Source organism: Brucella sp. H1_1004 (assembly GCF_047308065.1).
Classification (GTDB): Bacteria; Pseudomonadota; Alphaproteobacteria; order Rhizobiales; family Rhizobiaceae; genus Brucella; species Brucella pseudogrignonensis_B.
Window position 1 is genome coordinate 20,461 of record NZ_JAYKZA010000004.1, and the last position, 13,100, is coordinate 33,560.

A 13,100-nucleotide genomic window follows, 5' to 3' on the forward strand; every position below is an offset into this window, starting at 1 on the left:
TGCACCTTCTGTCTGAAGCGCTGCGTTTTTTCAGCCGCTATTGGATCAGAAAGAAACACAATGCACTTGTTTGAATGGATAGGTGATGTCCTCCGATCGGCGCCTGAGCTGGCTATATTCTTAGCGCTTGCGGTCGGATTCTGGATTGGTGCTTTGAAATTTGGCTCGATTAGTCTCGGATCTGTTACTGGTACCTTGCTGGTTGGGGTATTGATTGGCCAGTTGGGGATTGAAATTTCGCCGCAGATAAAATCCATTTTCTTCATCATGTTTCTGTTTGCAGTCGGCTTCGGTGTCGGCCCGCAATTTGTGCGCGGTATCGCAAGCGATGGCCTTCCCCAGGCGATTTTTTCCGTCGTTGTTTCCTGCCTGTGTCTTGGCTCAGTGTATTTCGCAGCTATTGTTGCAGGCTACGGTCCCGGTTCGGCAATTGGACTTCTAGCGGGTTCGCAAACCATTTCTGCGTCGATTGGCATGGCATCAGATGCGCTTAACAGATCAGGTCTCAGTCCATCGGAAATCAGCGAGCAACTCAATGCAATCCCTGTCGCTTATGCTGTTACCTATCTTTTCGGGACCGTTGGCACGGGCCTGATCATCGCATTTCTTGGACCCAAATTGCTTCGGATAAATCTCGAGGAAGAATGCCAGCGTTACGAGCGAGAGATGTCAGCCGGTACACCGGAGGGTGGGATTGAAACCGCATGGCACCAATATATCGTCCGCTCTTTCCGTCTGACTGTTCCAGGCATTATTGCGGGAAAAACTGTCGGTGAAGCCGAAAAAATGGCGGGCGCACGGATTTTTCTAGAGCGGCTGCGTCGGGACGGCAGGATTATCCCCTTCGATGATGATACGATGCTTGAAACCGGCGATATTGTCGCTGTATCTGGCCCCCACGATGCGATGGTTGAGTGGTCCAATAGAGCCAACGAAGTTGCAGATCGTGAACTCCTCGATATTCCGATTGAGACAATGGATGTTGTGATAACCAACAAGCGACTGCATGGACGCACGCTGATTGCTCTCTCCCACGAGCCTTTTGCGCGTGGGGTTTATATCAATCGTATCCGGCGTGGTTCGATGAATGTCGATGTACCCGTTCAGGCACAAAGCAAGGTATATCGCGGCGATATCGTTAGTTTGACGGGCAGTCAGAAACACATCGAAGCGCTCATTGCGGAGATTGGCTACGCCGATAGACCGACCAGTGCAACCGACATGGTGCTGGTTGGATCTGGTATTGTTATTGGTGGTCTGCTGGGGTCGATTGTTCTTCCCATCGGAGGCGTTCCTATTACCTTGTCAACGTCTGGTGGGGCACTTATTGTGGGTTTGATCTTTGGCTGGTTACGTAGTTTTACACCAAAGATGGGCAATGTTCCGACCGCGACGGTCTGGTTCATGAATACGGTGGGTCTGAATATCTTCATCGCTGTTGTCGGCATATCGGCAGGGCCAACATTTATCGCGGGTCTGCGTGAAGTTGGCTTTGAAATGTTCCTTTGGGGATTGTTTGCAACATCGGTTCCAATGTTGCTGGCGCCTTTGATTGGGAAGTATATTTTCCGCTTTGATCCCGCGATTAATCTTGGTTGTTGCGGCGGCGCCCGTACTAGCACAGCATCTGCTGCAATGGTGTCGGAAGCCGCAAAAAGCAACGTCCCGATGCTGGGCTATACCGTCCCTTATGCAATTAGCAACACGCTGTTGACCTTGTGGGGTATGGTCGTCGTCTTGCTAACGGTCTGACACGGTTTTCGGGAAAATACACATCAAAATAGTTGATAAGAGCGGCGATCTTGCCCAGTCAGATCGAAATGTGCTCCAGTAAAAGCAAAAATACACGTGTTATCTTTAAAAGATCGCGAATGAATTCATTCACGTCTTAATATTTTGATTTTCCAACTCCATCGTTAATGTTGACTATATTATTCAATTTTAGAGAAAAATCACGGCGATGGAATTAGTGCGACATTTCGCAGCAATATTGGATGTGAATTTCGTAATGCTTATATTTAATATTTGATAGATAGTATGAAATGGGGCACTTTGATTCATAAAAATCTATCTATTAGAGCCCTTTTTGTTGATTATCTGCGGATCAGATAAATAAAAATTAAGGTGGGGCTCATTGTGGTTAATGATCTGGTAGTCGATCTTTCACGAATTCAGTTTGCGGCGACAGCACTATATCACTTTCTGTTCGTCCCATTAACCTTGGGGTTGACCATATTGGTCGCCATCATGGAGACGGTGTATGTAACAACAGGCCGAGAAGTCTATCGCCGCATGACCCAGTTTTGGGGAAAGCTGCTGCTGATTAACTTCGCACTGGGTGTTGCGACCGGCCTCACCATGGAATTCCAGTTTGGTATGAACTGGTCATTCTATTCGAGCTTTGTCGGTGATGCTTTCGGTACGGCACTGGCGATTGAAGGTCTGATGGCCTTCTTCATGGAATCTACATTCCTCGGGCTGATGGTGTTCGGTTGGGATCGTCTCACTAAGATGCAGCATCTCGTCGTCACCTATCTGGTGGCGCTTGGCTCAAACCTTTCAGCATTGTGGATCCTTGTGGCCAACAGCTTCATGCAAAGCCCGAAAGGTGCAGACTTTAATCCAGTCACCATGCGTATGGAGCTGAGCAGCTTCTTCGACATGTTTTTCAACCCGGATGCACAGGCGAAATTCGTGCATACGGTGCTTGCAGGTTATGTGACCGCTGCAATTTTTGTCTGTGGCGTCAGCGCTTTTTATATGCTTCGCAATCGCCATATGGATGTGGCGAAGCGTTCTTTCCGTATTGCGGCTCTGTTCGGCGTGCTCGGGACCGGCGGTGTGCTGACTCTTGGCGACGCGCTCGGCTTTGTCGGTGCGCATGCACAGCCAACCAAGCTTGTGGCAATGGAAGCGCTTTGGGAAACTGAAGAAGCACCAATGTCGTTCAACGCAATTGCCTTTCCTTCGCAAAGCGAGCAGAAAAATCTCTTCGCCATTAAGATACCGGCTATGCTGTCTATTCTTGTGACGCACTCGCTTGAGGGGACGGTTCCTGCGGCCGACGTCTTGGAGGAGCGCGCGAAAACGCGCATTCGAAACGGTATTCCAGCGATTGAAGCCATGCAGGTGCTCAGTTCGAATCCAACGGATCCTGCAGCGCTGGCAAAGTTCGATGCCCATAAGGATGATCTTGGCTATGGCTTCCTGGTTCAGCGTTATGCGCCCGATGGCGACATTACGCGGATCACGGATGCAGAAATTGACAAAGCGGCAAAAGATACCATTCCAGAAGTCTGGATCATTTTCTGGGCTTTCCGTGCCATGGTGGGTCTGGGTCTTTTGATGCTTGGCTACTTTGTACTGTCCTTCATTTTGACACTGACCAATACCGTTCACAACAATCGTTGGTTCTTGAGAGCGTCCGTATGGATGATCCCTGTGCCGTTCATAGCCTGTGAAATGGGCTGGCTGGTGGCAGAGGTCGGACGACAGCCATGGACAGTCTATGAAGTCTTGCCGACATGGCTTTCGGCCTCAACGCATACGGTTGCCTATATGATCGTGTCTCTGTCGGGCTTTATCCTGCTCTACACAATCTTCGCTATCATTGAGCTGTTTCTCATGCTGCATTTCATCCGCAAAGGACCGGATGCATCAGAAACAACCGCCCCTGCAACTGCACCAGCTCCGGCTGCGGCTTATTAATCGGGAGATATTTCATGGATATTTATCTCGTACTTCAGCTTGTATGGTGGTTGCTACTTGGTGTTCTGCTGATGGGCCTCGCCATTATGGTCGGCATGGATATGGGCGTTGGCACATTGCTGCGCTATGTGGGGCGCACCGATACAGAACGGCGTGTCGCGCTCAACATTATCGGCCCGCATTGGGATGGAAATCAGGTCTGGTTCATTCTGGGTGGCGGTGCAATTTTCGCAGCATGGCCTTTGGTCTACGCAACCGCATTCTCGGGCTTTTACATCGTTATGCTGGTCTTGCTGTTCAGCATGATCGTCCGTCCGCTGGGCTTTGAATATCGCAGTAAGATGCCATCTCTACGTTGGAGAAACGCATGGGACTGGACGCTGTTCGTTTCCGGTTTTGTGCCGATGCTGGTGTTTGGCGCGGCTTTCGGCAATGTCATTCAGGGCGTGCCGTTTAACTTCGACTGGCGGATGACATCCTATTATACAGGCAGCTTCATTGAACTGTTCAATCCGTTTGCAATCCTGTGTGGTCTCCTCTCTGTCTCGCTTTCGATCTATATGGGCGGCGCGATGCTGATGAGCGGCGGCGTTGGCAATCTCGCAGATCGTGCGCGAAAAGCTTCGCTATTCGGCGGTATACTGGCACTGGTTCTGTTCACAATTGGTGGATTTTGGGTGTCGGGCATGGACGGTTACCAGATCGTGCAGGGTCCAAATCCGGGCGTGCCACAAACACCTCTTCATCAGGTGGTTGAACGTACACCGGGTGCACTCCTCTCGAACTTTCATGAATATTCCGTACTCTGGGTCATTCCAGCGCTCACCTATATCGGTGTTGCCTTGGGACTGTTGGCACTCCTTGCACGCAAGGCATTGCTTGGCTGGTGGCTCGGAGCCATCGCATGGATTGGCGTTATCGGCACCGCTGGTGCTGCAATGTTCCCGTTCATGATGCCATCAAGCACCAACCCATCGCACAGCCTCACAGTTTGGAACTCTGGTTCCAGCGAGCTGACGCTGATGTGGATGCTGGGCTTTACGGTTGTCTTCATGCCTCTGATCGTCGTTTACACGAGCTGGGCTTTCTGGGTGATGCGCGGCAAGGTCGATCCTGATCATGTCGAGACGTCGCACCACGCATTTTAAGGAGAGCATGATGAGCGTATTCTGGCGTTTTGTGCTGGCAATGATCGTCGCAGTCATAGCGATCCTTATTGGCATCATCCTGGGCGATTACGGTCCATGGTATCTTTCGTGGCTTTTGGGCACAGGTTTCATGATCCTTGTTGCAGCGCTCGGTGGTGTTCTTTTTGAAGAACAGGACGATGCAGCAAGCCAAAAACGGCGCGGTGAAGATACACAGAAGTCGAAGACATCTCAGCGACATCTCGAATATTGAGGGCTTCGATTTTTTACTGAGTATCCCATACGGAGGATCACTCCGTATGGCTTATACGGGGTGTGATGCAGTGTTTTTATCCAATAAGTGCATAAGCTTCGCCTCCGTTTTTTGATTTTATAGGGCATGTTTTCAGATGCTGCTTCAGCGTGTCGGATTCTGCTTTGAGGGGAAAAGCTTATGGCGTCTGGTCTTTCACGTCGCGATTTTATCAAGCTTGGCACGTTTGCCGGTATCACTGTCATGCTTGGACGCGTTCCAACAGCAAATGCTCTGGAAGTGCACTCCGGCCCGACATCAACCGACTGGATCGGTAAGGATGGTAAGGCACGTTTCCGCTGGGATGGTGTGCGCAAAGTAACCGGACAAAAGAACTTTGCCCGCGATTATCGCGCCCGTGACATTCCCGGCTGGCCGAAACAACAAAGCCATGCCTTCATGATCAAGGCGACCCAGGCGGATCGCACGTTTGAGGGCATCGACCTTTCCATTCTAAGCGCCGATCTGCAACCGGACAAAGTTTTGCTTCAGGAGGATCTTGTTCGTGATGGGCTGAATATCCCGCAAGACACGAATATGGGCAAAGGCTTCTACGGCTATAATATCCTTGTCCCGAAAGGTGAAACGCCCCCTATATTGGGTCATCCGGTTGCAATCCTGATATACAAGGATTTTGATCGTTTTGATGCCGCAAAACGACAGCTGCGGTTCGAGGATAGGGCCGTCATTTATGGCGAAAAAACTGGCCCTAAACCGCCGGCAAATTATGGAGCTGCGCGCTATGTGCGGATTGGTGGTGAAACACCGTATGATGCGTCAGTTTTTTCTCCTTATCAGGATGCCGGTATTAAAGGCGGATTTGACGGCAACACTCCTGTCTGGCCGCCTTATGCGCCGGATAAGGCAATTTCCATTCCACCGATTGTCCGGAAAGATCGCGGCGGCGGCTTTATCGAAGCTTTGCATCGGGCAGAAGAAAAGCCTGATACGCAAGGTATAGCAATGGACTATGCGAAGAGCATATCAGACGAGGTGGAAGCCGCGCGCAACAACCCTGACAAAATCGTACTGGAACGACATGGCTTCTCGCAGTCCATCGATCCATGCGCAATGGAGCCAGACAATTGCAATGCCTGGTATGATGCAGCGACAAAAACAATGCATGTTATGACCGCAACGCAGTCACCGACAGGTATAGTCAATGCCGTGGCAATGTTGGCTAAAAACAACAAGCTCTTTCCGGTTGAGAAGATTGTTTTGTTAACAGGCTCAACGGTTGGCTATGGTTCAAAAGATTACTCGGTCTTTCCGTTCTATGCGATGGCAGCGTGTTTTTATGGAGAGGGTCATGCGATCCGGATGGCCAACGACCGTTATGAACAATTTCAGATGGGCATGAAGCGCCACTCGGTTGAGATGGATGTTTCAATCACCGCAGACCGCAAAACCGGCAAGTTCGAAATTCTCAAAGGCTTTTATAACTGTAATGGTGGTGGGCGTGAAAATCTGTCCGTTGCAGTGTCGCATGTTGCCGCGCGCGGTGCGCAGTCAATCTATTACTTCCCAAAATCTGATCTGACGGCGCTTGCCATGGCAACACCGGCCGTCGAAGCGGGTTCGATGCGTGGTTTTGGCTCCCTGCAATCAATGGCCATTACCGAACTTCTGGTTGATGAACTGGCCAGTGAACTAAAGATTGATCCGATAGAATTGCGTCGCCGCAATGCTATTCTGGAAGGTTATCCCAACACGCAAGGCGGCATTATTGCTGGCGATCCACGCAATGTGGAAATGCTCAATCTCGCCGAAAAGCATCCGATCTGGCAGAACCGCGAAAAAGCCAAAGCTGAATACGAAGCCGCCAATCCGGGCAAACTCTATGGGGTTGGCTTTGCTCAGGTTCAGCAGGTTTATGGCTCAAGCGGTGTTCCAACGGCTCTCGTGCTTGAGTTTGATGCAAATGGCAAACTGACCATGCGCCATTGCGTGCAGGAGATCGGGACGGGCGGCACGACGGCACAGCAAGTGATGGTCTGGCAAGCGCTCGGCAAGGCGCCCGATGTGGTTGATTTCGGTGTGACGGAATTCGAACAGCTTCCGCTGCACACAAGCTATGCTGGCCAAAAAGAGCAGGATGAGCTGTCAAAGACCGACCCGTACTGGACACCTGCGCTAATACCGGACATGAGCTCATCGAGCGGAGTTTATTATATCGGCTTCGGCACGCGCCAGGCGGGGCGTTTCCTGCTGGAAAACAGTCTTTGGCCTGCTGCTAAAGCGCTCTGGAGTGAAGGCGTTGGCGGGGGTGCCATCGCAAGCCTCAATGTTGAACTCTCCGACATCCGTGTCGGTCCGGATGGCATCGGGGGAGGCGGGATGACGCCAATCCCGTTTGAGCGCCTTGCCAAAAAAGCTCATGAAATGGGACTGATCACCGGTGTTGCAGTCCATGCTTACAGCAGCTGGCAATGGTCGCGTGCAGAGTTTGACATTCCAACTGTGGGGGAGAAAAATCTGCCGCTTGATGCGATTGCAGTGAAATATGGCGACGGCGCTTCTGATGAGCTCAAAAGCCGTATGACAACAGCAGGCTATGACTTCATCAAACGCAAGATTGCTTATTATCCGCCGACAAAGCGCGCAGGTGCGGATCCGACAACCGTGACACCAGCGGCCTGTCTCGTCGAAGTCAACGTGAATACCTTCACCGGGCAGGTTCAGGTGATGCGCCATCACATGATGATGGCACCGGGCACCATGATTGTGCCGGAGCTTGTGTCGGGGCAGATACAAGGTGGCACGGCGATGGGTATTGGGCATGCTCTAATGGAAGAAATGCCGCTTTATGAAGATGGCCCGGGCAACGGCACATGGAACTTTAACCGCTATACATTGCCGCGTGCCAAGGACGTCGCAGTCTGGAACCAGACAACTGATTATCTGCCTCCACTTTCAGAGACCTCACCACCAAAAGGCATGGCAGAACTGGGCATGATCCCGATCCTGCCGGCAACCAGCAATGCCATTACCCATGCCACTGGCAAACGTTTCTATGAATTTCCGATCACTCCGGAAAAAGTAAAAAGGGCCTTATCATGAGCATCGAAAAACGCCCACTTTCTCTTACTATAAATGGCAAGACTGTTGGCCCTGTTGACGTGCCTGTCGGTATGCCAATGATTGATTTCCTGCATGAATATCTTGATTTAACGGGCACGCATTTTGGTTGCGGACAAGGCATCTGCCATGCGTGCACCATTGTCGAAGTGCAAAAGGATGGTACGCGCACGGAAAGCCGCACCTGCATTTACGATGCGCATTTCTTCAACGGAAAATCGATCATCACCATTGAAGGTCAGGCTGAAACGGACGCGGACGGCAAGGTGACAAAGCTCACGCCGATCCAGCAGGCTTTCATTGATAACTTCTCGTTTCAGTGTGGCTATTGCACGCCCGGATTTGTGGCAGGTGCAACAGTTTTCATCGATCAGCTCAAACGTCAGCCTGTCAAACGTGCCGATCTTGAAGGTGCGATTGAAGAGGCGCTGGATGTCCATATCTGCCGCTGCACAGGCTATGTGCGTTATTACGAAGCCATCCGCGATGTGGCGCTTGCCACACCCGGTTGCGTGATCGGATAGGAGAGGAAACGATGAAAAGCCACAGATTGCGCAATTCGATCTTAGCCATCATCGTGTTGGGTGCCCTTGTTGCGCTTCCCATCCTGTTTGGTCTTTTTCGACAATCCAGTGTTGCACCGCAAGCTCAACAGCCCTTGTCGGCGGAGCAAATGCAAAGCCTCATTCCGCGCGGGCGCGAGCTGGCCCTGGCAGGTGACTGCTTTGGCTGTCATTCGCTACCTGAAGGACCAATGGCCGCTGGCGGCGTGCCCATTCCAACGCCTTTTGGAACGGTTTACTCGACCAATATTACGCCGGATAAAGAATTTGGCATCGGTAATTATACGCGTGCAGATTTCCATCGGGCTTTGCGTGACGGTATCGCGGCGGGCAAAGGCAATCTCTATCCGGCGATGCCTTATGTTTACACGCATATCACCACGCCCGACGACCTCGACGCGCTTTACGCCTACATGATGAGCATTCCGGCGATCCCGGTTGCCAATAAAGCGAATACGGGCGTGTTCGTATTGCCAGTGCGCCCATTCCTGAATTTCTGGAACTTGTTGAATTTCCCCAACCGTGAGGTTCCGAACAATCCGCTGCGTTCAGCGGAATGGAACCGCGGTGCTTATCTGGTTGAAGGGCTGGCGCATTGTGGCGCGTGCCACTCTCCGCGCAATATCATGATGGGTGTAGATTTCTTCCGCTCGCTGCAAGGTGGTGAAGTTGATGGACTGGCTGTTCCCAACATCACAGCGGCGGCACTCACGAAGCATGGCTTCGATGTTGAGACGCTCAGCCAGTATCTTTCAACCGGTATCGCACCGCAAGGCACGTCATTTGCCGGTATGAATACAGTGACGCATTTTTCTACCAGTGTCATGGAACCGGACGATGTCAAGGCGGTCGCCACTTATCTGCTGACGGATGATGAAGGCAATATTGCCCAAGCATCACCGGCGCCCCAGCCCTTGCCCGAAGCACAGAATGCGCAGCCGGGGAGCGTAATGGATCAAGGTCGGCTGGCCTATATTTCCTCCTGTTCGGGCTGTCATGGAATGAACGGGGAAGGCATCCCCAACGTCGCACCCGCTATGAGGGGGAACGCCACGCTGGCAATGGATAATCCGCAAACACTGATCAAAGTGGTTCTGAACGGTATTCCGACACAGACATTCACCAATGGCCAACGCATGTATGCAATGCCACCATTTGCACATGTCCTAGAGGATTCCGAGATCGCAGCACTCATCAGCTGGATGAGAGCCGAATGGGGCGGACAGGCTACACCTGTGACGCCCGAGCAGGTTAGCGCTCAGGAAACAGCCGTTGATTGAGATCGATAGGCCGGGCTGAAGAAACTCAGTCCGGCTTACACGGAATTAAATGCATTTTTAAGGCGTAATCGGATCAACCCCAGGGGGGAATGATGAGTTCGAATATTTCACGTCGCAATTTTATGAAACTGGGAACAATCGCCGGTATCACTGTGATGCTTGGGCGGCTACCAGTGGCTCATGCATTGGAAGTCCAGTCAGGACCAAGCCCATCGGACTGGATTGGAACGGACGGTCATGCCCGTTATCGATGGGATGCTATTCGTAAAGTCACTGGCGAGAAAACCTTCTCGCGCGATTATCGCGCCCGCGATCTCGAAGGCTGGCCCAAAGAACAAGCCCATGCTTTTTTCATCAAAGCAACGGATGCAAAACGAGCCTTTGAGGGCGTTGATCTGACCATATTAGGGGCTGATCTTCAGCCTGATCGTCTGGTTCTGCATGAAGACTTTGAAGCCGATGGCTTGACAGCACCATACGCAGAAGGTCTGGCCGATGAATTTTACGGTAAAACTATTCTGCTGCCAAAGGGCCAGACTGCACCACTTCTGGGACAGCCAGTAGCGCTACTTGTCTACCATGACTTTGATCGTTTTGATGCCGCAAAGCGTCTTTTACGGTTTGAAACCAGCATTGTGAAATATGGCGCAGAAACGGGCGTTAAATCGCCAGCCAATTACGGTGCAGCGCGTTATGTTCGCATCGGCGGTGATACACCGTCTGCATCATCGGCTTATTCGCCGATACAGGATGCGGTGATATTTGGCGGTTTCGATGGTGATACACCAACTTGGCCATCAGAAAGTACAACCGGCGTTTTCGTGCCTGCTTCTGTGCTGACCAAGCATCGCGGCGGCGGCGGGGTGCGCGATCCGGAAGAAGTCGCACGCGAGACCTATGAACCCATGCGGCGCGGTATGAACGCCGCCGAAGATATCGCCAAAGCCATCGAAGAGGCGCGTAAAGACGACACCAAGTTTGTGCTTGAACGGCACGGCTTTTCGCAATCCATTGATCCGAGTGCAATGGAGCCGGACAACGGCAATGCGTGGTATGATGCGAAGTCGAAAACGCTGCACCTGATTGTCGCTGCGCAATCGCCTTATGAGGTTGCACGTGTTGCTGCCGCAATGGTCAAGGACAATAAGCGTTTCCCCGTTGAGACGATCAAGCTATTAACGGGAACCACAGTCGGCTACGGATCAAAAGATCACTCTATCTTTCCGTTTTATGCGATTGCAGCCTGCTTTTACGGTGATGGATTGCCGGTACGTCTGGCCAATGATCGGTATGAGCAGTTCCAGCTGGGGCTGAAGCGCCATTCTATCGAAATGGACGTGACAATTGTTGCCGATCGCAAGACCGGCAAGTTTGAAATCATGAAGGGTTTCTATAATTGTAACGGCGGCGGACGCGCCAATTTCTCATTCTCGGTGGCACAGGTCGCTGCAACCGCCGCGCAGTCGATCTATTACTTTCCAAAATCAGACCTCACTTCCATAGCACTTGCGACACCTGCTGTAGAAGCAGGGTCGATGCGTGGCTACGGCACCATTCAGGTGATGAGCATCACCGAACTGATGGTCGATGAAATCGCAGCCGAGCTTGGCATTGATCCTGTTGAGCTTCGCCTTCGCAATGCTATGCGTGCGGGTGACGAAAATACGCAAGGTGCGCAACCTTTGGGTGATTTGCGCAATGTGGAAATGCTCGAACTTGTGGCTAAAAATCCACTATGGGTCAATCGCGAACAAGCCAAGTCAGATTATGACAAAGCCAATCCCGGCCGACTTTATGGCGTAGGTTTTGCGCAGGTTCAGAAAGACTATGGGTCGGGTGCGGATACTTCTGCACTTACACTCGAATTTGATACAAATGGCAAATTGACCATGCGCCATTGCGTGCAGGAAATTGGCACAGGGGCCACCACCGCGCAGCAGGTGATGGTACGAAACCTGTTGGGCAAAGTGCCAGATGTGGTCGAATTTGGTGTGACCGATTTTGCCGAATTGCCGATGGTGAGCAACTGGTCGCCTTACACGACTACGCAGGAACAGCAGGACGAGTTGCAAATAGACCCGTTCTGGGTTCCCAATGCACTGCCGCCGATGAGTGCTTCCAATAGCGCTTATTTTCTGGGCTTTGGAACACAACAGGCAGCGCGTTTCCTCTTTGAGAATACATTCTGGCCAGCAGCAAAAGCCATCTGGAGTGAAGGTGCATCTGGTGGACAAATTGCCAGTGGCGTTGTCACTCTAAGCGATCTGCGTGTAACAGGAGGCGGCATCGGTGGTGGCGGCATGGAAACGTTATCCTTTGAACGTCTTGCTCGCAAAGCCCATGAAATGGGTTTGGTGACGGGCGTTTCACTTCACTGTTTCAGCCGTTGGGAATGGGCAACTGCCAAATTCGATATACCTGTTATTGGCATGCGCGAACTGCCTGTCGATCTTCTCTCCGTTCGCTATGGTGACGGTGCCTCAGCGGAGCTTAAAAGTCGCATGACCACAGGCGGTTATGATTTCATCAAACGAAGCAGCGTTTATTTTCCGCCAGTACAGCGCAACAATGCGGGTGTCACCACCTATACGCCAGCGGCATGTATCGTCGAACTCAACGTGAATAGCTTCACCGGCGAAGTCGAAATCATGAAGCATCACAGCATCCTTGATCCGGGCAATATTATCGTTCCCGCGCTCGTTTCCGGCCAGCAACAGGGTGGTGTGGCGATGGGTATTGGCCACGCTTTGATGGAAGAGCTCCCGCTTTATGAAGACGGTCCGGGCAATGGCACATGGAACTTTAACCGCTATATGCTGCCGCGCAGTAAGGACGTAGCGGTCTGGACTCAGACGGCTGAATATCTCGATCCGCTTTCCGAGACCTCCCCACCGAAGGGATTGGCAGAAGTGGTTATGATCCCGGTTGTGGCTGCGACGGGCAATGCAATTACCCATGCGACAGGTAAGCGCTTTTATCATCTGCCGATGACACCCGATAAGATCAAGCAAGCTTTGGGTGAGTAAAGCAT

Annotated in this window: 8 protein-coding genes; all 8 read left to right on the forward strand. The window is 51.8% G+C overall.

The genetic code is table 11. From position 1 onward, the window contains the following. Positions 1 to 60: 60 nt before the first annotated feature. The 8 genes from aspT to U2P60_RS19005 all read left to right on the forward strand — a co-directional run bounded on the left by aspT (position 61) and on the right by U2P60_RS19005 (position 13,095). Positions 61 to 1,752: an aspartate-alanine antiporter gene (gene aspT, locus U2P60_RS18970; protein WP_413573899.1), complete on the forward strand. Its 1,692-nt coding sequence runs from the start codon at positions 61 to 63 to the stop codon at positions 1,750 to 1,752. Positions 1,753 to 2,136: 384 nt separating this feature from the next. Further along, positions 2,137 to 3,708: a cytochrome ubiquinol oxidase subunit I gene (locus U2P60_RS18975; RefSeq protein WP_413573900.1), complete on the forward strand. Its 1,572-nt coding sequence runs from the start codon at positions 2,137 to 2,139 to the stop codon at positions 3,706 to 3,708. 14 nt (positions 3,709 to 3,722) lie between these two features. Beyond that, positions 3,723 to 4,856, forward strand: coding sequence for a cytochrome d ubiquinol oxidase subunit II (gene cydB, locus U2P60_RS18980; RefSeq protein WP_413573901.1), 1,134 nt, complete (start codon positions 3,723 to 3,725; stop codon positions 4,854 to 4,856). A 10-nt stretch (positions 4,857 to 4,866) separates the two neighbouring features. Next, a complete protein-coding gene (locus tag U2P60_RS18985) occupies positions 4,867 to 5,109 on the forward strand; it encodes a hypothetical protein (RefSeq protein WP_413573903.1) in 243 nt (80 codons plus the stop codon). Between the two features lie 180 nt (positions 5,110 to 5,289). Continuing rightward, the gene (locus U2P60_RS18990) at positions 5,290 to 8,208 is read left to right on the forward strand and encodes a xanthine dehydrogenase family protein molybdopterin-binding subunit (RefSeq protein WP_413573905.1); all 2,919 of its coding nucleotides are present in this window, start codon (positions 5,290 to 5,292) and stop codon (positions 8,206 to 8,208) included. Next, on the forward strand, positions 8,205 to 8,750 hold the full coding sequence (locus U2P60_RS18995; protein WP_413573907.1) for a (2Fe-2S)-binding protein: 546 nt from the start codon (positions 8,205 to 8,207) through the stop codon (positions 8,748 to 8,750). The genes U2P60_RS18990 and U2P60_RS18995 overlap by 4 nt, the downstream gene beginning before the upstream one ends. A gap of 11 nt (positions 8,751 to 8,761) precedes the next feature. Beyond that, complete coding sequence (locus U2P60_RS19000; RefSeq protein WP_413573909.1) at positions 8,762 to 10,069, forward strand: c-type cytochrome; 1,308 nt, start codon at positions 8,762 to 8,764, stop codon at positions 10,067 to 10,069. A 92-nt stretch (positions 10,070 to 10,161) separates the two neighbouring features. Next, positions 10,162 to 13,095 (forward strand): xanthine dehydrogenase family protein molybdopterin-binding subunit, encoded by a 2,934-nt coding sequence (locus U2P60_RS19005; protein ID WP_413573910.1) that lies wholly within the window; start codon positions 10,162 to 10,164, stop codon positions 13,093 to 13,095. Positions 13,096 to 13,100 lie beyond the last annotated feature (5 nt).

Excerpts from the sequence above, each read along its gene's own strand:
- aspT (WP_413573899.1), top strand. The coding sequence starts at position 61 with ATGCACTTGTTTGAATGGATAGGTGATGTCCTCCGATCGGCGCCTGAG.
- cydB (WP_413573901.1), top strand. The coding sequence starts at position 3,723 with ATGGATATTTATCTCGTACTTCAGCTTGTATGGTGGTTGCTACTTGGT.
- U2P60_RS19000 (WP_413573909.1), top strand. The coding sequence starts at position 8,762 with ATGAAAAGCCACAGATTGCGCAATTCGATCTTAGCCATCATCGTGTTG.
- U2P60_RS18990 (WP_413573905.1), top strand. The coding sequence starts at position 5,290 with ATGGCGTCTGGTCTTTCACGTCGCGATTTTATCAAGCTTGGCACGTTT.
- U2P60_RS19005 (WP_413573910.1), top strand. The coding sequence starts at position 10,162 with ATGAGTTCGAATATTTCACGTCGCAATTTTATGAAACTGGGAACAATC.
- U2P60_RS18985 (WP_413573903.1), top strand. The coding sequence starts at position 4,867 with ATGAGCGTATTCTGGCGTTTTGTGCTGGCAATGATCGTCGCAGTCATA.
- U2P60_RS18995 (WP_413573907.1), top strand. The coding sequence starts at position 8,205 with ATGAGCATCGAAAAACGCCCACTTTCTCTTACTATAAATGGCAAGACT.